The sequence below is a fragment of the Streptomyces sp. NPDC026673 genome (assembly GCF_040638135.1).
Taxonomy (GTDB): Bacteria; Actinomycetota; Actinomycetes; order Streptomycetales; family Streptomycetaceae; genus Actinacidiphila.
This window is the reverse complement of sequence record NZ_JBEZXR010000016.1, coordinates 90461-113625: the sequence shown is the minus strand read 5'-3', so window position 1 is coordinate 113625 and position 23165 is coordinate 90461. Positions and strand designations below refer to the sequence as shown.

Genomic DNA, 23165 nt, shown 5'->3' with positions numbered 1-23165 from the left:
GGGGGCCGGTGAGGATTTCCTCGGGCGGCTCTCCGGACGCCGCCATCTCGCGCCGCCCTGGGGCGAGTTGCTCGGCCACATCGGCGCGGGCACGCCGCGGGGCTGCCGCCGGCGCGTGAACCGGGCCTCGGGCGGGCGTTGGTCACCTGCGACGGCGGCAACACCGCGCCCCGGAAGGTCATCGGGGCCCGCGGCGGAATACGCGCCGACCGGCGGGAGGGCAAGTTGCGCTTCTGGGCGTAACGTTCAGGCATGCAGGAGCGGGGGAGCGCCGGGGGGTACGGCGGTGAGGGAGACGGCTGCCTGACGGTGGCGATCAGGATGCCGGTGCGCATTGTCGCGCTGGTGGTGGTGTTGCCGCTGCGGATGGCGTGGGACGCGCTCCGTGCGGCGGGCCGTTTGGCGGGGCGTGTGCTGGGCCGCGTTGGGGGGTGGCTGGTCCGGGTGCTGCTGGTCGTCCCGGCGGTGGCGTTGTGGCGGTTCGTGCTGGTTCCAGTGGGTCTTGGGGTGGTGTGGGCGGCGCGGGGGCTGTGGCGGTACCTGGTGGTCGTGCCGGGGGTGGCGCTGTGGCGGTATGTGCTGGCTCCGGTGGGCCGGGCCGTGGGCGTCGCCGTGGCGTGGGCGGTCTCCGTGCTGGTCGTGCTGCCCGCTGTGGCGCTGTGGCGGTATGTGCTGGCCCCGCTGGGCCGGGCGGCCGGTGCCGGGGCGGTCTGGGTCGTGCGGGTGCTCCTCGTGGTGCCGGTGGCGGCGCTGTACCGCCATGTGCTGGTGCCGGTGGCCGCCGGGGCGGTGTGGCTGGCCCGGTGGGCGGTGCGGCTCCTCTTCGTGATCCCGGCCGTCGCGGTGTACCGGTATCTCCTGGTACCGGGCGCGGCCGGTGTGGTGTGGCTGGTGCGGTGGCTGGTCGTGGTCCCGCTCGTCTTCCTCTGGTGCCGGGTCGTCGTGCCGGTGGCCCGGGAGGTCTGGGCCGCTCTGGTGGTCGGCTGGCGGGTGGCCGGGTATGTCTCGCGGGCCGTGGGCCGCGCGCTGAAGTGGCTGGGCACCGTGGTTCTGGTGCTTCCGGTGGTCTGGGTGTGGCACACCGTCGTGCTGCCGGTGTGGCGGCCGGTGCGGCGTGTGGCGGCCGAGGCGGGCCGGGCGGTGCGTGGTGCGCTGGCCGTGGCGCGGGAGACGGTGCGCGGAGTGCGGGCCGATATCCGTACCGCGTTGTTCGGCGCGCCGCGACCGGTGGAGCGCGGTGGGCCCCGTACGGAACCGGAAGGCCGGAACCCCAGTAACCTGGAAGACGACAGGCAGCCCCATCCGGGGTGACCAGACGTACGAAGGACTGAACGACACTGGGCAAGCGACAGCCCGAAGGCCCGCCGCCCGCACCCGCGGTGCAGCGCATCCGACTGCGCTACACCAAGCGCGGCCGCCTCCGGTTCACCAGCCACCGCGACTTCCAGCGCGCATTCGAGCGGGCCCTGCGCCGCGCCGAGGTGCCCATGGCCTACTCGGCGGGTTTCACCCCGCACCCCAAGGTGTCGTACGCCAACGCCGCACCCACCGGCGTGGGAAGCGAGGCCGAGTACCTGGAGATCGCGCTCGCGGAGGCCCGCGAGCCGGAGAAGCTGCGCCTGCTGCTGGACGAGTCACTGCCGGCCGGCCTCGACGTGGTCGAGGCCGTCGAGGCCCGTACGTCGGGGCTCGCCGAGCGGCTGGAGGCGTCCGTGTGGCAGCTGCGGCTGGACGGTGTGGAGCACGCCGAGGCCGAGCGGGCCGTGGCGGCGTTCCTCGCCGCCGGGGCCGTCGAGGTCCAGCGGATGACGAAGAACGGCGTGCGGACTTTCGACGCGCGCGAGGCCGTGACCCGGCTCGAAGCGGTCGATCCGCAGGTGGCCGGGGCCCAGGACGGCATTCTCGAACGGGATGCCGATAGGCCGACACCAGGAGCTTGTGCGATACTGCGGCTGGTTGTTCGGCATGTGACACCTGCTGTACGACCCGACGACGTCCTGTCCGGCCTCCGCGCGGTGGCCGACCTCGCGCCGCCGGTCCCCGCTGCGGTGACCAGGCTGGCGCAGGGGCCGCTCGATGAGGAGACCGGCACGGTGACCGATCCGCTCGCGCCTGACCGCGATGCCGCGGCGGCGCCGGAGGGTTCCGCCTAGGAACGTCGTCGTTGTGCGGCCGACGCATCCGGGGAAACCCGGGTCCGGCAGCACGCATCAGACGAGACTTTCGTCGGCCCGTCAATGCGGTGCCGACGAGCTACACGACAGTTCCCGTGTGGCGCCCGCGCCCCCGGGCGGCGGCCCCGCTGAGACGCGGGCCGTCGCGTACCGGACCAGGACGCGGCGCCCGGGAGCGCGACGGGAGAAATGCCCGCATGCTCGAGACCAACGAGCCGAACGAGGCGCCCGAGAGCGGCGCCACCGAAGCCGCCTCCGGCGGCACCGACACGGAAGGCACGGCCGCTCCGCGCCGCCGTCGCCGAGCGGCCAGCCGCCCCGCGGGACCGCCCGCGGCAGGCGAGGCCGCCCCGGACGCGATCTCCGAGGCCCCCGCCCGGTCCGCCGAGGCCGCCGAATCGCCGGCCATACCGGCTGAAGCCCCCGCGGCCGAGGCCGCGCCCGCGCGCACGCGTCGCCGGGCCACCCGCAAGGTCTCCGCTCCGGAGCCGCAGACCGGTGACACGGCCGACGCGACGGCCGAGGGCGCTCCCGCCCCGGCGCGCCGTCGCGCGACGCGGAAGGCGGCCGCCGCCGCGACCGCCCCCGAGGCCCCCGCCGCCGAGACCTCCCCGGCCCCGGAGGCGGAGCAGGCCGAGCAGCCGGCCACTCCGGCGCGTACCCGGCGCCGTGCCACGCGGAAGGTCGCCAGCCCCGAGCCGGTGCCGGCCGAGGCGGAGTCCGGTCCCGCGGCCGCCGCCGACACGCAGGCGAAGGAACTCCAGGCCGACCTGCCGCTGCACGCCGAGGCCGCGCCCGAGGCGGAGCAGGCCGAGCAGCCGGTCGCTCCGGCGCGTACCCGGCGCCGTGCCACGCGGAAGGTCGCCAGCCCCGAGCCGGTGCCGGCCGAGGAGGTGGCCGCGGCCGCCGCCGACGTCCCCGCGAAGGCGCTGCAGGAGGAGCCCGCACCGAAGCAGAGGCGGGGGAAGACCGAGCAGTCCAAGGCCACCCGTTCGCGCGGCAGGCGTACCGCTCCGTCGGCGTCCTTCCTGGCCGCCGACGACGGTTCGCGCCGTCTGAAGCCGGGCGCGCTCGCGCCGCGCGACGAGGAGTCGGCCCAGGCGCCCGCGGAGGGCGCTCCGGAGCGGCGCAGCTACTCCGCCAAGGCCGTCCCGGACGGTTCCGGCTGGGCCGTGGAGGTCGAGGACGCCTACGAGATCCGGGGCTACGGCGACACCGTCGACGCGGCCCGCGCGGCCGCGGTCGTGGCCGTCGCGGAGGCGTTCGGCGTCCCCGCGGACTCGGTCGTCATCGAGGTGCAGGAGGCGCAGGGCGCCGAGACCGCCCCCGAGGTGGAGCCCGAGCCCGAGGCCGAGCCCGAGGCCGCTCCCGCGCGGGGCCGCCGCCGGGTCGTGCGGCCGCCCATGGCCGTGTTCCAGGCTCCGGTGTTCCAGGCCCCCGGCGTGGTGCAGGCGGAGCAGCCCGCCGAGCGCGAGCAGCCCGCCGAGCGCGAGGAGCCGGAGGAGCCCGAGGCGGACGAGTACGCCGCCGAGACCGGTGGGCGCCGTCGTCGTCGCCGTCGGCGGGGGGAGCCCGTGGAGGCCGCGGAGGCGGCCGTGACCGAGCAGGTCCACGAGGAGCCCGAGGCCGCGCAGGAGGACGAGGCGGAGGCCGAGGCCGAGGCCGAGGAGTTCGAGGCCGACGAGCACGAGGGCGAGGGCGGCGAGCGGCCGTCGCGCCGTCGGCGCCGTGGTGGCCGTCGCCGTCGTCGTGGCGAGGCCGTCGACGGCGAGGAGGGCGCGGTCGGCGAGGACGAGGAGGCCGAGGGCGAGGGCGCCGGCGAGGAGTCCGAGGAGGACGAGGACTCGGCCGAGAGCAGCAGCACCAGCCGTCGCCGTCGCCGTCGCCGCCGTCGTGGTGGCGAGGGTCCGGCCGAGGAGAGCCTGGGCGAGGACGCGCCGGAGCGCACGGTCGTGAAGATCCGTGAGCCGCGCAAGGCGTCCGAGCCGGTCGACGAGGTGCAGTCCATCAAGGGCTCCACGCGCCTGGAGGCCAAGAAGCAGCGCCGCCGTGAGGGCCGCGAGCAGGGCCGCCGGCGTGTGCCGATCATCACCGAGGCCGAGTTCCTGGCCCGCCGCGAGGCCGTCGAGCGGGTGATGGTCGTCCGCGAGAACGGCGACCGGACGCAGATCGGCGTGCTGGAGGACGGCGTCCTCGTCGAGCACTACGTGAACAAGGAGCAGGCCACCTCGTACGTCGGCAACGTCTATCTGGGCAAGGTCCAGAACGTGCTGCCGTCCATGGAGGCCGCGTTCGTCGACATCGGCAAGGGCCGCAACGCGGTCCTGTACGCCGGTGAGGTCAACTTCGAGGCGCTGGGCATGGGCAACGGCCCGCGGCGTATCGAGGCGGCCCTCAAGTCCGGCCAGTCCGTGCTGGTCCAGGTCACCAAGGACCCGATCGGCCACAAGGGCGCCCGCCTGACCAGCCAGGTCTCGCTGCCCGGCCGCTACCTGGTCTACGTGCCCGAGGGCTCGATGACCGGCATCAGCCGCAAGCTGCCCGACACCGAGCGTGCCCGGCTGAAGCAGATCCTCAAGAAGATCGTCCCCGAGGACGCGGGCGTCATCGTGCGCACCGCCGCCGAGGGTGCGAGCGAGGACGAGCTGCGCCGCGACGTCGAGCGGCTGCAGTCGCAGTGGGAGGACATCCAGAAGAAGGCCAAGAGCGGCAACGCCCCGTCGCTGCTCTACGGCGAGCCGGACATGACCGTCCGCGTGGTCCGCGACATCTTCAACGAGGACTTCGGCAAGGTCATCGTCAGCGGTGACACCGCCTGGGAGACCATCCACGGCTATGTCTCGCACGTCGCGCCGGACCTGGCGGACCGGCTGAGCCGCTGGACCTCCGAGGTCGACGCCTTCGCCACGTACCGGATCGACGAGCAGCTGCTGAAGGCGCTGGACCGCAAGGTCTGGCTGCCGAGCGGCGGTTCGCTGGTGATCGACCGGACCGAGGCGATGGTCGTCATCGACGTCAACACCGGCAAGTTCACCGGCCAGGGCGGCAACCTGGAGGAGACGGTCACCAGGAACAACCTGGAGGCGGCCGAGGAGATCGTGCGCCAGCTGCGGCTGCGCGACCTGGGCGGCATCATCGTGATCGACTTCATCGACATGGTGCTGGAGTCCAACCGCGACCTGGTCATGCGGCGGCTGCTGGAGTGCCTGGGGCGGGACCGCACCAAGCACCAGGTGGCCGAGGTCACTTCGCTGGGCCTGGTCCAGATGACCCGCAAGAGGGTGGGCCAGGGCCTGCTGGAGTCCTTCTCCGAGACCTGCGTGCACTGCAACGGCCGTGGCGTGATCGTCCACATGGAGCAGCCTTCGGCGGTCGGCGGTGGCGGCAAGCGCAAGCGCCGTCGCGGCGGCGCGGCGGAGGAGCCGGCGGTCGCGGAGACGGTCGCCGTCACCGAGGCCGAGGAGGCCGCGGAGGAGGTTCCGGAGCTGGAGCCGGTCGCGGTCGCCGAGGCGGAGCTGGTGCCGGCGGTCGGCGGGGACGAGGAGTGGTACAGCAGCCCGGCCGAGGCCGAGGCGGCGGCCGGGCGTCGTTCCCGGCGGCGTGCCTCGCGGCGGGTCACCGCGCCGGTGAGTTCGCCGGACGCGACGGCCGAGATCGTCACGGTCGTCCCGTCGGTCGCGCCGGTCACCGAGCCCCAGGCGGCGGAGTCCGCGACGGCCACCGCCGTCGAGGTGCCCGAGGTCGTCGTCGGTACGGCCGAGGTGGCCGAGGAGCCGGTCGCCCCGGTCCGCACCCGGCGCCGGGCGACCCGCAAGGCCACCGCGCCGAGCGCTCCGGCGGGCGAGGCGGCGACCGTGGTCGTGCCGGCCGCGGCGGAGCAGGCCGCCGAGGCGCCGGCCCCGGCCCCCGAGCCGGAGCCCGTCGCCGAGGTCGAGGAGCCGGCGCGGCCGGCCCGCCGCCGGGTCACGCGCAGGGTGTCCGCTCCGGCGGGCGCGCCGTCCTCGGCCGAGGAGGCCGCGGTCGTGGTCGTCGCGGGTACCGAGGCGCAGCCGGCGGAGGCCCCGGCGGCCGGTGAGCCGGAGGCCGTCGAGGAGGAGCAGGCGGAGCCGAAGAAGCGGGCGCCGCGCAAGACGGCCGCCAAGAAGGCGCCGGCCAAGAAGGCGGCCGCGAAGAAGACGGCCGCGAAGAAGACCGTGGCCAAGAAGACCGCCGCCAAGAAGACGACGGCGAAGAAGACCGCGGCCAAGGCCACCGCCGAGGCGCCCACCGAAGGGTCCTGACCCCGGGTCACCGCACGCGGGCCGTCCCCCACCGGGGGGCGGCCCGCGGCGCGTCCGCCGGTGGGCCCACCCCGGTTTGACCCCATCGGGGCGGCCCCGTAACCTTGACCTTCGGCGTTTTAGCGCCCATTCCTGAGCAGATCCCTTCCGGCCCCGGCCGGGAGAGGCCCCCCACGCACCACAGGGACGGCTGGCGTCAGGAGTGACGATCCGAGCGAGAGAGTGAGTTCCGCGTGTACGCAATCGTGCGCAGCGGTGGCCGCCAGCACAAGGTGGCCGTCGGCGACATCGTCGAGGTTGACAAGATTTCCACTGGCAAGGTTGGCGACGCGGTCGAGCTCTCGACGCTGCTCGTCGTCGACGGCGACGCCGTCACCAGCGACCCGTGGGTGTTGGCCGGGATCAAGGTCCAGGCCGAGATCGTGGACCACCACAAGGGCCAGAAGATCGACATCCTGCGGTACAAGAACAAGACCGGCTACCGCCGTCGTCAGGGTCACCGCCAGCAGTACACGGCGCTGAAGATCACCGGCATCCCCGCCGCTGCGAAGTAAGGGACTGAGGAGAGATGGCACACAAGAAGGGCGCATCGTCCACCCGGAACGGTCGCGACTCCAACGCCCAGCGGCTCGGCGTCAAGCGCTTCGGCGGCCAGGTCGTGAACGCCGGTGAGATCATCGTCCGCCAGCGCGGCACCCACTTCCACCCCGGCGCGGGCGTCGGCCGTGGCAAGGACGACACGCTGTTCGCCCTCGCCGCCGGTGCGGTCGAGTTCGGCACCAGCCGTGGTCGCAAGGTCGTGAACATCGTTCCCGTCGCCTGAGCGATCGGCGGCGATACGACTTCACCGAGGGCGGACCCTGTTTCCCGGACCGGGAAGCAGGTCCGCCCTCGGCGCGTTAACCCACAGACATTCCCGTACGCATCAGGAGGAACATCCGCATGACCACCTTCGTGGACCGCGTCGAGCTGCACGTCGCCGCGGGTAACGGGGGCCATGGCTGCGCCTCCGTGCACCGGGAGAAGTTCAAGCCGCTGGGCGGACCGGACGGCGGCAACGGCGGCCGTGGCGGCGATGTGACGCTGGTCGTCGACCAGTCGGTCACCACGCTCATCGAGTACCACCACCACCCGCACCGCAAGGCCACCAACGGCAAGCCCGGCGAGGGCGGCAACCGTTCCGGCAAGGACGGCACGGACCTGATCCTGCCGGTTCCGGACGGCACCGTCGTCCTGGACAAGCACGGCAATGTGCTCGCCGACCTCGTCGGCCACGGCACCACCTTCGTCGCCGGACAGGGCGGCCGCGGCGGCCTCGGCAACGCGGCGCTGGCCTCCGCCCGCCGCAAGGCGCCGGGCTTCGCGCTGCTGGGTGAGCCGGGCCAGTCCGGGGACGTCGTCCTGGAGCTGAAGACCGTCGCCGACGTGGCGCTGGTCGGGTACCCGAGCGCGGGCAAGTCCTCGCTCATCTCGGTGCTGTCGGCCGCCAAGCCGAAGATCGCGGACTACCCCTTCACCACCCTCGTCCCCAACCTGGGCGTCGTGACGGCCGGTTCGACCGTCTACACCGTCGCCGACGTCCCCGGGCTCATCCCGGGCGCCAGCGAGGGACGGGGCCTGGGCCTGGAGTTCCTGCGGCACGTCGAGCGCTGCAGCGTCCTGGTCCACGTCCTGGACACCGCCACCCTGGAGTCCGAGCGGGACCCGCTGACCGACCTCGACGTCATCGAGGCGGAGCTGCGGGCGTACGGCGGTCTCGAGGACCGGCCGCGGATCGTCGTCCTCAACAAGATCGACATCCCGGACGGCCAGGATCTGGCGGACATGGTCCGCCCCGACCTCGAGGCGCGCGGCTACCGGGTCTTCGAGGTGTCGGCGGTGGCCCACAAGGGCCTCAACGAGCTCTCCTACGCCCTCGCGGGCATCGTCGCCGAGGCCCGCGCGGCCCAGCCCGTCCAGGAGGCCACCCGCATCGTCATCCGGCCCAAGGCCGTGGACGACGCCGGCTTCACCGTGACCGCCGAGGACGGCTTCTACCGGGTCCGCGGCGAGAAGCCCGAACGCTGGGTCCGCCAGACCGACTTCGCCAACGACGAGGCCGTCGGCTACCTCGCCGACCGGCTGGCCCGCCTCGGTGTCGAGGAGCAGTTGGTCAAGGCCGGTGCCCGGGAGGGCGACGAGGTCGTGATCGGCGACGAGGACGACGCCGTCGTCTTCGACTGGGAGCCGTCCGTGGCGGCCGGCGCCGAGATGCTCGGACGCCGTGGCGAGGACCACCGCTTCGACGAGCCCCGGCCGGCCGCACAGCGCCGAAAGGACCGGGACGCCGAACGGGACGACGTCCAGAAGGAGTTCGAGGGCTTCGACCCCTTCGACTCCTGATCCGCGAGCGCCACGGACAAGGGCCGGCCCCCTCACCGAGGGGGCCGGCCCTTGTCCGTGCACGGCCGGCCGGGGGGACCGGCCGGCGTGCGGTTCAGCTCATGGACGTCTGCAGGGGCGGCGCCGCGCTGTCGCTCTCGTGGTACGACCGGGCCTCCTCCTCGAGGTCGGCCATCACGTGCTCGAAGTCGCGCGTGGAGAGCAGCAGCTTGTAGATGATGGCGAACTCGAAGATCAGCAGCAGTGCGGCCGCGGCGATGGTGGTTCCGATGATGGCGCCGGTCAGCGGCGCGATGATGAAGACCGCCATCTGGAACTCGATGCCGCTGATCAGGTGCGGCCGGACCCGGTGGCTGATCAGGAAGTCGCGGAAGGCCGCGTAGGGGCCGAAGCGCTTCTTGAAGGTCTCCTGGAGGTCGATGACCCGCCCGGGCGCGGGGTCGGCGTCCTGGGCGTCCTGGGCGGCCTGGTCGGCCGGGTCCGCGGCGTGCGCCGTGACCGTGGCGGCCGGCCGGACGGCGTCGGGACCGGTCCACTGCGCGGGGAGGATCCGCGGGGACGCCCCGGTCTCCGCGTCCGCCTCGGCCTCCGTCTCCGCCTCGGCCTCGCTCCTGGCCTCCGCCTCGGCCTGCGTCTCGTCCTCGGACCGCTCGCGCAGCAGGTCCTCCATGAAGGCGTGGGGCTTCGCGGAGTCGACCGCCTGGAGCCGCTTCTGGATCTTCTTCCGCATGCCGTGCCGCACCTTGAAGATCTGCAGCGCGTCGAGATACCGCAGCGCGTCGAGGAAGATCACCGCGAGGGCGAGCCACATGTAGACGGGGTTGTCCGTGCGATAGAACTGCCCGCCCATAAGAGCCGCGGCGCAGCAGACCACGCGAACGCGGTCGAAGATGTAGTCGAGCCAGCCGCCGAATTCGGAGCCCTTTCCGGTGAGTCGGGCCAGCTTTCCGTCCATGCAGTCCAGGATGAAACTGAAGTGGTACAGCACGGCGCCGATGATCAGCCATTTCCAGTCGGCGAGCGCGAAGCAGGCCGCGGCTCCCAGGCCGAGGAAGAGGGCACCCCAGGTGATCTGGTTGGGGGTGAGCCGGGTCCGCATGGCCGTCCAGCGCACCAAGGGGGTCGCCACGGGGTCCACCAGGAAGACGGTCCACCAGGCGTCCCGCTTCTTCTCGGTGAGGCGCCGTACTTCCGCGAGCGGCGGTATTTCCATGGACCAGAACCCTTTCGACGCGAATGGAGAGAACACCGAACCGGCTTCCGGTTCGGTGTTGGCGGGAGAGAGATGCGCCATTGCGGACGGCTGTCACATCCACCGCTGGTACGACCCGCGGCGACCGGCAAGGGTTGTACGGATGAATGGAAAGCAAACAGAAAGTTCGCGGACGGTATCTCTCGGCTCCATCCGTCGCGGGCGGGGCCGCGGAACCGTTCCGGAAGCGGCGGACCGTGCCGGCCTGGCAGGTTCTCGTTCCCTCCGCCGGGGAGGTCCTCAGGACGCCGGGCGGCGAACGTGACAGAGGACACCCCGTGCGCGACGTCGTCCGCGTCGGGGGCGGGGGCGGGGGCGGGGGCGGGGGTGTCGGCTTCGCCCGGGACAGCCCTGTGCCCGCCCCCCCGGAACGGGCGGCGGGCACAAAGAAGGAGGCCCCCGGCGGAACGTGGTCGTTCCGCCGGGGGCCTCCTCGGTGGTTCAGCGTGCCCCGGTCACAGGGCGCCGGCCCGCTGCCGCGGGACGACCTGCGCGGTGCCGCGCGCGGCCTTGGCGCGCCGCTCGTCCACACGCGCCGCGAGGGCGTGCACGGCCACCTGGAAGCGCTCCGCGGAGGTCGGCACGGCCGGGCCCAGCAGATACTCCCGCAGCTCCTCACGCGCCGTGGCGAGGGTGTCCTCGGCGGTGCCCCGCGCCACCTTCAGCAGCCCGTCGAGCCCCTTGCCCTTCGGGGTCAGCACGGTGCCGGCGCGGACGGTCGGGAAGGTCTCGCGGAAGCCCTCCTCGGACAGGTCCGTGGTGTTGGTGACCGCGTAGGGCTTGCCGCTCACCATGAACTCGGAGATCACGCTGGACACGTCCGTGATCAGCACGTCGGAGTGGTTGAAGCAGGAGTAGAGGCCGGGCTTCTCCGCGGTGAGCACCTGGTGCTCGGTCGCGGGGCGCGCCGTCCAGTAGACGGCCTCCCATTCCTCTGTCGCGCGCCTGATGGCCTCGGTGACGCTGAGTCCGCCGGTCACGCCCTGGTCGGCCACGGGCTCCAGGTCCTCCGAGGCGCCCAGCGACCAGGCGGCGGTGAGCCGGTCGAGCTCGCGCTCGGTCCGCTCCAGCAGGGCGAGCTGCTCGGGCGACGCGCCCGCCTGCGGACGCGACTGGTTGGCTTCCTCGATGAGCTTGATGATGCGCTGGTTGGCGGCGCCGGCCCGCGGGTCGACGGACCCGGTCAGGGGGTGCGGCCGGTAGAGGAGCCGGACCCCGGGGTCGGCGATCAGCTTGCTGACGAGCTTCTCGCCCGCCAGGACGATCGAGGTGTTGCCCGGGTCGTCGGTCCATCCCTCCCAGGTGGGCGCGTACAGGACCGTCACCGGCTCCCCGTCCCGCACCGGACCGGAACCGCGCTCGACCCCGGCCAGCTGGGGACGGCCGACCTCCACGATGTCCTCGTCCGCCACGCCGACGGCGGCGAGGGCGTACCGCTCGCGGGCGGCGGGTCCCGCCACCCAGACCTCGTCGTAGGCCTTCGCGTACGGGTTGCAGCTGGACAGCTTGTCGCTCTCGCCGTGGTTGACGAAGGCGTGCATGATCGACGGGATGCGCAGCACCTGGGAGGTCTTGGGCGCGTTGGCCGGGTGGAGCAGCACCTTCAGGCTGGTGTCGCCGAGCCGCATGAGGTCGGCGACCTTCGGCAGGCACACGATGGGGAGGTCGGTGGGGCCGATGCGCGCCACCATGCCCCGTTCACGCAGCACGATCACGGGCCGGCCGTCGAGCTTGGCCAGCGCGGACAGCCACATGTTGGCCTGGTACGCGGAGCTGCTGCCGCCGGAGAAGTACATGCCGACGGTGGGCTGGTAGTCCCGCAGCCACGCGTCGAACCACTCCATGACCTCTTCCGGCTGCGGGGCGCGCCGGCCGCGAAGGACGGCGGCGGCGAGGACCGCCAGGGCCACGGCCGCGATCACCACGGACAGGGCGACGCCGGCGAGGGCCCACACGGTGTGCCCGGTGGCCGCGGTGACCGACAGCCCCGCGACGGCGGTGAGCTGGATCAGCAGCATCCGCAGCCCGGGCCGGCGGGTGATCACCGACGGGGGCGGGGACGGCAGGCTGAGGGCGGAGGTGTCGATGTTGCGGGTGACGACCGGCAGCCTCCGGCCCCGCTGCACCAGGACGACGCCGGCCTGCAGCGCGATGTGCGCGCCGTGCACGGTCAGCAGACCGCCGAGGCAGAGCAGGAGGAACGACGTCGACGGCCCGTCGTCCAGCCGCAGCAGCCCGATCACGAGGAGCAGGTCGCGCAGCGCCTGCCGGGTGACCGCCTCGGCCTGCAACTGGCCGAGGATCTTCGGAGGGGCGCTCTTGCCGGAGTGCAGGCAGAGGTCGGCGGCGTAGCCGATCACCGCGGCGCCGACCAGTAGCGCCGTGCCGGGGAGTGCCACACCCACGATCTGGGCGATCAACGCGCAGGCCTGCAAAAGCAGCAGCGCGAAGTGGATGGTCTCCGTCCTGGTCCCAATGGTGCGTTTCACAGCGGGCAACCTACCATTCAAAACGATGAGGTCATTTGGCTCGAACGGCCGTGCAACTTCCCTGCTGGGGAGGTGCGGTGGCCGGGGAGCGCAAGCCGTGTACACACTGTCCCGTGTGAGATGTCACAAGCGAATTGCTCCTCTTGATCGCATAGGCCGCCTGCGCGCGGTCTGAGCGCTTCGGCGGCAATGGTTCATGCTATGCGGATTTCCCGCCCCTCCCTCCGGGCCTTTGGTCCCGGGGCGGCGGTGCTTCCGTCCCGTCCGGTGGGTGGAAGCCGACGGCGCCGGTCCGCCCGTGTGACGTAGATTGCGGAGCCGGGAGAGGAAAGGGACGGACGTGGCGAGCGCGAGGCAGGACGTGGTGGACGCCCGACGGGTCGTGGTCAAGGTCGGTTCGTCCTCGCTGACGACGGCGGCCGGGGGACTGGACGCCGACCGGGTGGACGCCCTCGTCGACGTGCTGGCCAAGGCGCGCGGGGCACAGGACGGCGCCGCCGCCAAGGAGATCGTCCTGGTCTCCTCCGGCGCCATCGCCGCCGGCCTCGCACCGCTCGGGCTGGACCGGCGGCCCCGGGACCTGGCACGGCAGCAGGCCGCCGCCAGCGTCGGCCAGGGCCTGCTCGTCGCCCGTTACACCGCCTCCTTCGCCCGGTACGGCGTGCGGGTCGGCCAGGTGCTGCTCACCTCCGACGACATGAGCCGCCGGGCGCACTACCGCAACGCGTACCGCACGCTGGACAAGTTGCTCGCGATGGGCGCCATGCCGATCGTCAACGAGAACGACACGGTGGCCACCGACGAGATCCGCTTCGGCGACAACGACCGCCTCGCCGCTCTCGTCGCCCACCTGGTCCGCGCCGACCTGCTCGTCCTGCTCTCCGACGTCGACGGGCTCTACGACGGCGACCCCGGCATCCCGGGCAGCGCGCGGATCGAGGAGGTCCACGGCCGGAAGGACCTGGAGGGGGTCTCCATCGGCAGCGCGGGCAAGGCCGGTGTCGGCACCGGTGGCATGGTCACCAAGGTCGAGGCCGCCCGGATCGCCGCCGGGGCCGGGATCCCCGTCGTGCTCACCTCCGCCTCGCAGGCCGCGGACGCCCTTGCCGGACGGCGCACCGGAACCCACTTCCACGCCACCGGCAAGCGCTCCGCCGACCGGCTGCTGTGGCTGGCCCACGCCTCCACCCCGCTCGGCGCGCTCATCCTCGACGACGGCGCCGTCCAGGCGGTCGTCAAGCGCCGCACCTCACTGCTGCCGGCGGGCATCGCGGGGGTCGAGGGGCACTTCACGGCCGGCGACCCGGTCGAACTGCGCGACACCTCCGGCCACGCCGTCGCGCGCGGCCTGGTGAACTTCGACGCCAACGAGCTGCCCCGGCTGCTCGGACGCTCCACCCGCGAACTGGCGCGGGAACTCGGCCCCGCCTACGAACGCGAGGTCGTGCACCGGGACGACCTCGTACTCCTGCACCACTGAGGCCAACCTCCTTCGTGGTTACTTCGTGAAAACCGCCCCGCGGCCGCACGCGGACTGCTGGACTTTGAGGGCGGGGCACGACATCCGGCCAGGGACGCGACGACAGGGACGACAGGGAGGCCGCCGGTGAGACGAGGGCGCCCAGGGGCATCGTCGTCCCGAGGGACGGCGGAGCGGACGCTGGTGAGCGTGGCGAGCGACGACACCGCCCCGCAGACGCGGGAGCGCCCCGTGTCCCGGCTCTGGCACGTGACGCTCAGTGTCTCCGGGCCCGAGGCCCCGCTCGCGGAGGTGCGGCGCGCGCTGGAGCAGCTGGCCCACGACCACCCCTTCCTGCTCACCAGCCGGTACGCGGCCGACCACGCCGAGATCCGGTACTGGGAGGAGGCCCGCGACCTGCACGACGCGGCCGCCATCGCGCTGCGGCTGTGGGGCGAGCACCGCTCCTCCGCCAAGCTGCCGCCCTGGGAGACGGTCGGCCTGGAGGTCATCGACCGGGACACCTACCACCAGCGCCTCGCGGAGGGCTACGGCCCGCCTCCCGCGGCGCCCGTCGGCGTGCACCCCTACTGAGCCGCTCCCGCTCCCGCGCCGCTCCCGCTCCCGCGCCGCACCCGTGCCCGCTCCCGCTCCCGTTCCTGCAGCCGCTCCCCGGCCGCGTCCGAGGCGGGTCCGGCCCTCGCCCCGTCCGGGTCTCACCCGGTGGAAAGCCGACCCGCCGGCCGGCGCCCACGCCGTACCCTGGCGGCTATGAGCAGCCGCAGCCACAGCAACGACCTCGCCGCTTCCCTGCCCTCGCCGTGGCCGAAGAGCCCGGTGCTGCAGGCCGCCTACCGGGCCCGCGCGGCCGCCGAGGACCTCGCGCCGCTGCCGCGCTCGGTGAAGGACGACGCGCTGCTGGCGGTCGCCGACGCCCTGGAAGTCCGTGCGCGGGAGATCGTCGAGGCCAACGCCACGGACGTGGCTCGCGCCCGTGAGGCGGGGACCAGCGAGGCGATCGTCGACCGGCTGACGCTGACCCCCGAGCGGATCCGCGCCATCGCCTCCGACGTGCGCGACGTGGCCGGGCTGCCCGACCCGGTCGGCGAGGTGGTGCGCGGCTCCACCCTGCCCAACGGGCTGGACCTGCGCCAGGTCCGCGTGCCGCTGGGCGTGGTGGGCATCATCTACGAGGCCCGGCCCAACGTGACCGTGGACGCCGCCGCGTTGTGCCTGAAGTCCGGCAACGCCGTTCTGCTGCGCGGTTCCTCCTCCGCCTACCACTCCAACTCCGCGCTGGTGACGGTGGTCCGCGACGCGGTCGGCGGTGCCGGACTGCCCGCCGACGCCGTCCAGTTGGTGCCGGGGGAGAGCCGGGAGTCGGTGCGCGAACTGATGCGCGCCCGCGGCATGGTCGACGTGCTCATCCCGCGTGGCGGCGCCTCCCTCATCAAGACGGTGGTCGAGGAGTCCACCGTCCCGGTGATCGAGACCGGCACCGGCAACTGCCATGTGTACGTGGACGCGCAGGCCGACCTCGACATGGCCGTCTCGATCCTGATCAACTCCAAGGCCCAGCGGCCGAGCGTGTGCAACGCCGCCGAGACGCTCCTGGTGCACCAGGACATCGCCGCCGACTTCCTGCCGCGCGCCCTGGACGCGCTGGCCGGGGCCGGGGTCACCGTGCACGCCGACGAACGGGTGCGGGAGCTGGCCGAGAAGTGCGGCACGAAGGCCACGGTCGTCCCGGCCACCACGGAGGACTGGGAGACCGAGTATCTGAGCTACGACATCGCCGCCGCCGTGGTGGACTCGCTGGACGCCGCGGTGCGGCACATCCGGCTGTGGTCCTCGGGGCACACGGAGGCCATCGTGACCACCTCGCAGCCGGCCGCCCGGCGATTCACCCGGTTGGTGGATTCCGCCGCCGTCGCCGTCAACGCCTCGACCCGCTTCACGGACGGGGGTCAGTTCGGCTTCGGAGCGGAGATCGGGATCTCCACCCAGAAGCTGCACGCGCGCGGCCCCATGGGGCTGCCGGAGCTGACCTCGACCAAGTACGTCTTCACCGGGGACGGGCAGATCCGCGGCTGACCGTCCCGCGCGGACGGACTTTCCCGAGCGGCCTGCCCAATCCGAGTCATCGGCCCTATTCTGGACGGGTGCCGGACGAACTGGGGGGCAAGCCGTTTCCGGACGGCGAGGACCACGGTGGCGCGGATGACGAATTCGCGTCCGTGGTGCTCGACGAGGCCTTCATACGGGCGGCCGCCTTCCACGAACCCAGCGCGCACGAGCGCATGCTCGCCGCCGCCACGGCGCAGGCCGAGGCGGAGGCCGCGTCGCGCCCCCGCGTCCTGGGCGGCGAGGACGGCACCGGTCCGTACGACGACGAGGACGACGAGGATGCCGAGCGCTCGGCGGAGGACGAGGAGTACGAGGACCTCTACGCCCAGCGCCGGCCCTACCAGGGCCACGGTCGCTGGCATCGCACGGTGGCCTGGGTGCTCGCCGTGGTCATGGGCATCGGCGTCGTCGCACTGACGTTCGCGGCGGTCTACCGCGGCGCCGGTGGGGCCCGCCAGCCCTCCGTCCCGCCCGCCCCGACCGGCCGTATCGGAGCTCCCTCCCTACCCCCGGTGGCGGTCAGCCACACCCCCTGAGCCCGGCCGTAACTTGTCTCGTACCAGGACGTTTTAAAGGGCCCTGACAGACCTACGCTTGTTGTATGGCAGGGCCTGGTGACCCACCGGAGGGGAACCCCGAGGGCTCCCCGGGAAGTGGTGAGGACGAGTACCGATCCGTCGTCTTCGACGAATCGTTCGTCCGCGCTGCCCGAATACAGGAGTTCTCCGCGCGGGAGCGGCTGGACGGCTCCGCCCGCTCGGTCCGCACCCGCCGCTTCTGGGCCCGCGGCGGGGCCCCGCGGCAGGCCCTGGTCCTCGTCCTCCTGATCGCCGTGGCCTTCGGCACCGCCGTCTACCTGGGCATACGCAATCCGTACGCCCCGCCCGCCCCGCCTGTGGCGGAACCGCTGCGGATCACCCTGCTGCCGCTCACCCCCACGGCCGCGGTGGCCGCCGTGGACCGGTCGCAGCCCTTCGCCGGACAGCGCGCCGACACCTACCGGGCCGGCGGCGCGGGCTACACGCTGCCGCCCGCGCGCCGCACCGCTCACTTCAGCGAGAGCCAGGTCATGCAGGCCCTGCTCTCCGCCAAGGAGTACCTGGTCGCCTCCTCCGCCGTTCCCGCCGCCCTGACCGGCGGGGACATCCGCACGGTGCGCACGATGCTGGACCCGGGGCAGCTCGACCAGTTCGACCACAGCCTGGAGCGGCCCGCCGACGACGGGCGCCACGCGGCGACCGGCTGGCTGGTGCGCTTCGACCCCACCCGCGTCGCCCTCGCCGACGACGAGGTCAAGGTGCGCGGCACCATGGCCGTGGCCGAGGCGGGGGAGGCGCTGGAGGTCGTGACCGACCACACCCTGGTCTACGTCGTGCAGGCCGCCACCGGGGGCAGCGGCCAGGCCTCCCTGTTCACCGTCCGGCGCGAGATGCGGCTGCGCTTCGACCGCGAGGACCTGCGCGACAAGCACGTCGAACTGCTGCAGGCGGCCGTCGAGGCCGGCCCGCTGTCCTGCGTGAGCGCCCCGGTGGCGCACTTCCTGCCGCTGCTGGCCGGGCAGCGGCCGCCCGTGCAGCCGGGAGTCGACCCGTACGACCACGGCCACCCGATCGGCTCGGTGTGCGGACTGCTCGCCCCGGCTCCGGCCGGGCCGGGGCTCAGTTCTCCGGCGGGGAGTCCGGCGAGTCCTTCGGCGAGCGCGCCGACGACCCGGAGCCTGCGCCCGAGCCCGACGTCCCGGTGAAGCGGTCGCGCAGCCGGCCGCCCATGTCGCCGGCCCCCGACCCGATGTCGGAGAGCAGTTTCATCAGCGGATCCTTGCTCGTCTTCACCGTTTCGGCGTAATGGCTCGCGGATTCCTTGAAGGAGTCGTAGACCGAGGTGTCCCGGTCCTCGCTGCGGCGCGGGTAGTGGCCGTCCATGATGCGCTGGTGGTCGCGGCTCGCGGCCCACTTCTTCAGCTCCGCGGCCCGCACGGTGGTGAAGGGGTGGCTGCGCGGCAGCACGTTGAGGATCTTCAGCACGGAGTCGCGCAGGTCGCCGGACTCCTCGTACTCCTCGGCCTGCTTCAGGAAGGCGTCCACGTTCATCTCGTGCAGGTGGTTGCCGCCGGCGATCTTCATCAGGCCGCGCATCGAGGCCTGCAGATCCTGGCCGACCAGGAGTCCCGCGCGGTCCGCGGACAGCTCCGACTTGCGGAACCACTCGCGCAGCGCGGTGACGATCGCCATGATCGCGAGATTGCCGAGCGGTATCCAGGCGACCCGCAGCGCCAGGTTGGTGAGGAAGAGCAGGATCGTGCGGTAGACGGAGTGGCCGGACAGGGCGTGGCCCACCTCGTGGCCCACGACGGCCCGCATCTCCTCCTCGTCCAGCAGCTCCACCAGCCCGGTGGTCACGACGATGATCGGCTCGTCCAGGCCGATGCACATCGCGTTGGGCCGCGGGTCCTGGGTGACGTACATCGCCGGGACCTTGGGCAGGTCGAGGATGTAGCAGGCGTCCCGCAGCATGTCGTGGAGGTGCGCGAACTGCTGGTCGCCGACGCGCACCGAGTCGGAGAGGAACAGCAGCCGCAGCGAACGCTCCGGCAGCAGGCCGCTGAGCGCCTTGAAGACGGTGTCGAATCCGCTGAGCTTGCGCAGCGCCACCAGCGCGGAACGGTCCGCCGGGTGTTCGTACGCGCGCGAGGAGATGCCCTCGAAGCGCCGCCGGTTGCGCCCGGGCAGCCGCTTCCCGCCGTCCGCTCCGCCGTTCACACCGCTCGAATCGTTCGGACCGGACATATGCGTCCCCGCCCCCCTGCTCGCCCGTCGCGTCCTCAGTAAGGACGCGCGGAGCCACCGCGAAGTTCCGCCCCGACCGCCCGTACGATGTTGCCGAGTTCTTCCGCCCGCCGACATTCCTCAAAGCCATCAAGGGATCAGCCGAATGACCTCCTACGCGACCGCAGCCGTCCTGACCACGCTCGCCGAGGGCGAGGGTGGCGGCAACCACGAGAGCCTCAGCCCGTACCTCACGGGCGGCGGTGCGCTCTTCGCGCTGCTGCTCCTGCTCTTCATCACCACCCGCTTCAACCGCGACCGCTGAGCGCGATCAGGCGATGCGGGTAGGGTCTATCCGCATGAAGAAGCGAATCGGTGTGATGGGTGGGACGTTCGATCCCGTCCACCACGGCCACCTCGTGGCGGCCAGCGAGGTGGCGCACCTTTTCCAGCTGGACGAGGTGGTCTTCGTGCCCACCGGCCAGCCCTGGCAGAAGAGCGCCCAGAAGGTGTCGGCGGCCGAGGACCGCTATCTGATGACGGTGATCGCCACCGCGTCGAACCCGCAGTTCTCGGTCAGCCGCAGTGACATCGAGCGCGGCGGCCGCACGTACACCATCGACACGCTCCGCGATCTGCGGGCCGAGCACCCCGAGGCGGAGCTGTTCTTCATCACGGGGGCGGACGCGCTGGCCCAGATCTTCTCCTGGCGCAAGGCCGAGGAGCTGTTCTCGCTGGCGCACTTCATCGGCGTCACCCGCCCCGGGCACACCCTGTCCGACCCCGGCTTCCCGGCCGGCGGGGTCTCCCTGGTGGAGGTGCCCGCGCTGGCGATCTCCTCGACCGACTGCCGTCATCGGGTCGCCAAGGGGGAGCCGGTCTGGTACCTCGTGCCCGACGGCGTCGTGCGCTACATCGACAAACGCAGGCTGTACCGGTAAGTGATCAGCGGCTGATCGGCAACTGGAGGGGTCCCCAGTGAACGACTACCCCCGATGGCAATACGCCGAGGGAACACCCGAGCAGGGCGGTCAGGACCCTTACGGAGAGGACCCCTACGCACAGCAGCGGGGTGACTACGCAAACGATTACGCGGGTGAGTACGGCAACGAGTACGGCTCCTACGACCCGTACGCCCAGCAGTCCCCCCAGCAGCCCTACCAGGACCAGCAGGGGTACCAGGGGCAGCCGTACTACCCGCAGGAGCCGCAGCAGTACCAGCCGCCGCCGCAGCAGCCGGCCCAGCAGGCGCAGCAGACCCAGCAGTATCAGGGCTGGATCCCGCAGCAGCCGCAGTACCAGGAGCCGTACTACGAGCAGCAGCAGTACGGCCGGCAGCCCGCGGCACCGGATCAGGCCGCGCCTGCGCAGGCCGCTCCGCAAGCCCCTCCGCAGGCGCCTCCGGCCCAGCGGCAGCCCGCGTACGAGGAGCCCCCGGCCCGGCCCGCCGCAGGGCATGCCCCGGCGGCCGAATCCGACTACCACACCGGCCAGTTCTCCTTCGTGGACGAGGAGGCCGAGGAGTCGGAAGAGGTCATCGACTGGCTGAAGTTCACCGAGTCGCGCACCGAGCGCCGCGAGGAGGCCAGGCGCCGCGGCCGCAACCGCGTGGTCGCCCTGGTCGTCGTCCTGGCGCTGGCCGCCGTCGGCGGGGTCGGCTACCTGTGGAAGGCCGGCAAGATCCCGGGCCTCGGCGGGGACGCCGGGACCGCCCAGCAGGCCGCGGGCGGCCAGAAGCGCGATGTGATCGTGCTCCACCTGCGCCCGGTGGGCAGTGACACGACTTCGACCGCGCTGCTGGTCAACAACTCGACCACCAAGAAGGGCACGACGATCCTGCTGCCCAACTCACTCGCCGTGAGCGCCGACGACGGGGGCGGCACCACGCTCGGCAAGTCCGTGGTGGAGAACGGCTCCGCCCCGACCCGGGAAGCCCTCGAGAGCCTGCTCGGCACCAAGATCAGCGGCACTTGGCGGCTGGACACCCCCTACCTGGACAACCTCGTCGAGTCCCTCGGCGGCATCCTCGTCGACACCGACGCCACGGTGAAGGCCGGCAAGAAGAAGGACGACAAGACCCTCGTCAAGCCGGGCAGGCAGCAGGAACTGGGCGGCCAGGCGGCCGTCGCCTACGCCACGTACCGGGGGCCGGGCGAGGCGGCGGACAAGCAGCTGGCCCGCTTCGGGCAGGTCGTCCAGGCCATGCTGAAGAAGATGTACAGCGACTCGGACCTGGCCACCAAGACCATCGAGGGACTCAACCAGGTCATCGAGCCCCCGCTGACCGAGAAGGACCTCGGCAGCAGCCTCGCCGCGCTGTCGGAGGAGGCCAAGGGCGGCGACTACGCCACCGAGACGCTGCCGGTCCAGCCCGACGGGACGCTGAGCGAGAAGGCCACCGATGAGGTGGTCAAGAAGGTGCTGGGCGGTACCGTCACCAACACCGACTCCGACGGCATCCCCCGGGTCGTCCTGCGGAACGGCTCCGGCGTCGCCGACAACACCGGCGAGGCCCAGGTCCAGATCGTCGGCGGCGGCTACACCTTCGTCTCCGGCGCCACCGCGGGCACCCAGGCCGCCTCGCAGGTCCTGTACGCCGACGCCGACCAGAAGGCGAACGCGGAGGAGCTGGCCAAGACGCTGGGCCTGTCCGCCAAGGTGGCCAAGAAGGGCACCGTCCCCTCCAACGCGGACATCACGGTCGTCCTCGGTCAGGACTACGCCCCGCCGAAGATCGGCTGACCGGGGCGGCGCATAACCGGTCGGGGACCGCGGGCGGTCCGTGAGACCCTGGACGTACGACGTCCCCGACCGGAAAGCCGCACCTGTGACCGCCACGGACCGCTCCATCGAGCTCATCCAGACCGCCGCCCAGGCGGCAGCCGACAAGCTCGCGCACGACATCATCGCCTACGACGTCAGCGACGTCCTCTCCATCACCGACGCGTTCCTGCTGGCCTCCGCGCCCAACGACCGCCAGGTGAAGGCCATCGTCGACGAGGTCGAGGAGCGGCTGCTGAAGGAGCTCGGCGTCAAGCCGGTGCGCCGCGAGGGCGAGCGCGAGGGCCGCTGGGTCCTGCTCGACTACATCGACATCGTGGTGCACGTCCAGCACTCGGAGGAGCGGGTCTTCTACGCGCTGGAGCGGCTGTGGAAGGACTGCCCCGAGCTGGAGCTGCCCAAGGACGCCGTCGCCACCCGCGGCAAGGCCGATGAGCACGCCCGTGCCACCGCGGCCGCCGACGAGGACGGAGAGCTGATCTGAACGGGCACGCGCGAGGTCGCGGCCGCCGCGTCGTCTTCTGGAGGCACGGCCAGACCTCCTGGAACGTGGAGGGCCGCTTCCAAGGCTCCACGGACATCCCGCTGACCTCCACCGGCGTCGCGCAGGCCAAGCGCGCGGCCCGGCTGCTGGCCGCCCTGCAGCCGGACGCGATCGTCTCCTCCGACCTGCAGCGGGCCGCCGACACCGCCGCCGAGCTGGCCGCCGTCACGGGCCTGGACATCTCCTACGACGAGGGGCTGCGGGAGACCTACGCGGGCGTCTGGCAGGGCCTGACCCACGAGGAGATCACCGAGCGGTACGCCGAGCAGTACGCGGCCTGGAAGCGCGGCGAGCCCGTGCGCCGCGGCGGCGGCGAGCTGGAGACCGAGGTCGCCGACCGGGCAGCCCCCGTGGTGGTCGCCGCGGCCGACAAGCTGCCCGACGGCGGTGTCCTGGTCGTCGTCAGCCACGGCGGTGCCATCCGCACCACCATCGGGCGGCTCCTCGGGCTGGACCCGCGCAGCTGGGAGGCGCTCGGCGGGCTGTCCAACACCTGCTGGTCGGTTCTCGGCGAGGGCGCCCGCGGCTGGCGGCTGCTGGAGCACAACGCCGGCACCCTGCCCGAGCCGGTGCTCGGCGACGACGACTGACGGGTCCCGGACGCCCGGGGCGGGGCCGGTCCGGAGCCGGCCCGGAGCCGATTTCAGGAATCCGGCCCCGACCGGCTAAGCTTCTTCTCGTTCGGAGGGCGGAAAGCCCGAGGACAGCGGGGCTATAGCTCAGTTGGTAGAGCGCTTGCATGGCATGCAAGAGGTCCGGGGTTCGAATCCCCGTAGCTCCACAGAAGCACCGGATCCCGTCTCCCCCAGGGGAGGCGGGATCTTCGCGTTCCACCCGCCGCCGTGCCGCGCGCGGGCCGGTGAACGACCGAGGCGGCGCGAAGTGGCCTGCCCCATGGTCCTGTTGGGGGCC

General features: G+C 72.6%; 19 protein-coding genes and 1 tRNA gene. 17 read left to right on the top strand and 3 right to left on the bottom strand.

Features of this window, described 5'->3' with window-relative positions; translation table 11 throughout:
• The first annotated feature begins 252 nt into the window (after window positions 1-252).
• The 6 genes from AB0F62_RS14590 to obgE all read left to right on the top strand — a co-directional run bounded on the left by AB0F62_RS14590 (window position 253) and on the right by obgE (window position 8836).
• Window positions 253-1311 carry a hypothetical protein gene (locus AB0F62_RS14590; protein ID WP_361797288.1) on the top strand — a complete coding sequence of 353 codons (1059 nt, stop codon included), beginning with the start codon at window positions 253-255 and terminating at the stop codon, window positions 1309-1311.
• Window positions 1312-1379: 68 nt separating this feature from the next.
• The gene (locus tag AB0F62_RS14585; RefSeq protein ID WP_361797285.1) at window positions 1380-2153 is read left to right on the top strand and encodes a TIGR03936 family radical SAM-associated protein; all 774 of its coding nucleotides are present in this window, start codon (window positions 1380-1382) and stop codon (window positions 2151-2153) included.
• A 218-nt stretch (window positions 2154-2371) separates the two neighbouring features.
• The gene (locus AB0F62_RS14580; RefSeq protein WP_361797282.1) at window positions 2372-6454 is read left to right on the top strand and encodes an Rne/Rng family ribonuclease; all 4083 of its coding nucleotides are present in this window, start codon (window positions 2372-2374) and stop codon (window positions 6452-6454) included.
• A gap of 233 nt (window positions 6455-6687) precedes the next feature.
• The gene (rplU, locus tag AB0F62_RS14575) at window positions 6688-7008 is read left to right on the top strand and encodes a 50S ribosomal protein L21 (protein WP_018556584.1); all 321 of its coding nucleotides are present in this window, start codon (window positions 6688-6690) and stop codon (window positions 7006-7008) included.
• Between the two features lie 14 nt (window positions 7009-7022).
• Window positions 7023-7277 carry a 50S ribosomal protein L27 gene (gene rpmA / locus AB0F62_RS14570; RefSeq protein WP_361797278.1) on the top strand — a complete coding sequence of 85 codons (255 nt, stop codon included), beginning with the start codon at window positions 7023-7025 and terminating at the stop codon, window positions 7275-7277.
• Window positions 7278-7396: 119 nt separating this feature from the next.
• Entirely contained in the window at window positions 7397-8836 is a 1440-nt protein-coding gene (obgE, locus tag AB0F62_RS14565; RefSeq protein WP_361797275.1) for a GTPase ObgE, read from the top strand.
• Window positions 8837-8930: 94 nt separating this feature from the next.
• Here obgE and AB0F62_RS14560 read toward each other — a convergent pair whose 3' ends face one another.
• Both AB0F62_RS14560 and AB0F62_RS14555 read right to left on the bottom strand, forming a co-directional pair.
• Window positions 8931-10049: a CDP-alcohol phosphatidyltransferase family protein gene (locus AB0F62_RS14560; protein WP_361797273.1), complete on the bottom strand. Its 1119-nt coding sequence runs from the start codon at window positions 10047-10049 to the stop codon at window positions 8931-8933.
• Window positions 10050-10543: 494 nt separating this feature from the next.
• Window positions 10544-12577, bottom strand: a complete 2034-nt coding sequence (locus tag AB0F62_RS14555; protein ID WP_361797270.1) for a hypothetical protein — start codon at window positions 12575-12577, stop codon at window positions 10544-10546.
• A 361-nt stretch (window positions 12578-12938) separates the two neighbouring features.
• Here AB0F62_RS14555 and proB point away from each other — a divergent pair, with 361 nt between their 5' ends.
• From proB to AB0F62_RS14530, 5 genes are all read left to right on the top strand, one after another.
• Window positions 12939-14057 carry a glutamate 5-kinase gene (proB, locus tag AB0F62_RS14550; RefSeq protein WP_361797327.1) on the top strand — a complete coding sequence of 373 codons (1119 nt, stop codon included), beginning with the start codon at window positions 12939-12941 and terminating at the stop codon, window positions 14055-14057.
• Between the two features lie 126 nt (window positions 14058-14183).
• On the top strand, window positions 14184-14630 hold the full coding sequence (locus tag AB0F62_RS14545; protein ID WP_361797267.1) for a hypothetical protein: 447 nt from the start codon (window positions 14184-14186) through the stop codon (window positions 14628-14630).
• Window positions 14631-14807: 177 nt separating this feature from the next.
• A complete protein-coding gene (locus tag AB0F62_RS14540) occupies window positions 14808-16130 on the top strand; it encodes a glutamate-5-semialdehyde dehydrogenase (RefSeq protein ID WP_361797264.1) in 1323 nt (440 codons plus the stop codon).
• Window positions 16131-16198: 68 nt separating this feature from the next.
• Window positions 16199-16699 (top strand): hypothetical protein, encoded by a 501-nt coding sequence (locus AB0F62_RS14535; protein WP_361797261.1) that lies wholly within the window; start codon window positions 16199-16201, stop codon window positions 16697-16699.
• Between the two features lie 65 nt (window positions 16700-16764).
• On the top strand, window positions 16765-17907 hold the full coding sequence (locus AB0F62_RS14530; protein WP_361797258.1) for a hypothetical protein: 1143 nt from the start codon (window positions 16765-16767) through the stop codon (window positions 17905-17907).
• On the opposite strand, the gene AB0F62_RS14525 is transcribed toward AB0F62_RS14530, so the two are convergent.
• Complete coding sequence (locus tag AB0F62_RS14525; protein WP_361797255.1) at window positions 17822-18949, bottom strand: M48 family metallopeptidase; 1128 nt, start codon at window positions 18947-18949, stop codon at window positions 17822-17824. The two genes, AB0F62_RS14530 and AB0F62_RS14525, sit on opposite strands and share 86 nt — an antisense overlap.
• Window positions 18950-19094: 145 nt before the next feature.
• On the opposite strand from AB0F62_RS14525, the gene AB0F62_RS14520 reads away from it, so the two are divergent.
• From AB0F62_RS14520 to AB0F62_RS14495, 6 genes are all read left to right on the top strand, one after another.
• Entirely contained in the window at window positions 19095-19253 is a 159-nt protein-coding gene (locus AB0F62_RS14520) for a hypothetical protein (protein ID WP_018556595.1), read from the top strand.
• 34 nt (window positions 19254-19287) lie between these two features.
• Window positions 19288-19869 (top strand): nicotinate-nucleotide adenylyltransferase, encoded by a 582-nt coding sequence (gene nadD / locus AB0F62_RS14515; protein ID WP_361797252.1) that lies wholly within the window; start codon window positions 19288-19290, stop codon window positions 19867-19869.
• Window positions 19870-19906: 37 nt separating this feature from the next.
• The gene (locus tag AB0F62_RS14510; RefSeq protein ID WP_361797249.1) at window positions 19907-21670 is read left to right on the top strand and encodes an LCP family protein; all 1764 of its coding nucleotides are present in this window, start codon (window positions 19907-19909) and stop codon (window positions 21668-21670) included.
• Window positions 21671-21755: 85 nt separating this feature from the next.
• Window positions 21756-22193: a ribosome silencing factor gene (gene rsfS, locus AB0F62_RS14505; protein WP_361797246.1), complete on the top strand. Its 438-nt coding sequence runs from the start codon at window positions 21756-21758 to the stop codon at window positions 22191-22193.
• Window positions 22190-22843, top strand: coding sequence for a histidine phosphatase family protein (locus AB0F62_RS14500; RefSeq protein WP_361797324.1), 654 nt, complete (start codon window positions 22190-22192; stop codon window positions 22841-22843). Before rsfS ends, AB0F62_RS14500 begins: the two co-directional genes overlap by 4 nt.
• A gap of 118 nt (window positions 22844-22961) precedes the next feature.
• Window positions 22962-23034 (top strand) — tRNA-Ala (locus tag AB0F62_RS14495).
• Window positions 23035-23165: the final 131 nt, after the last annotated feature.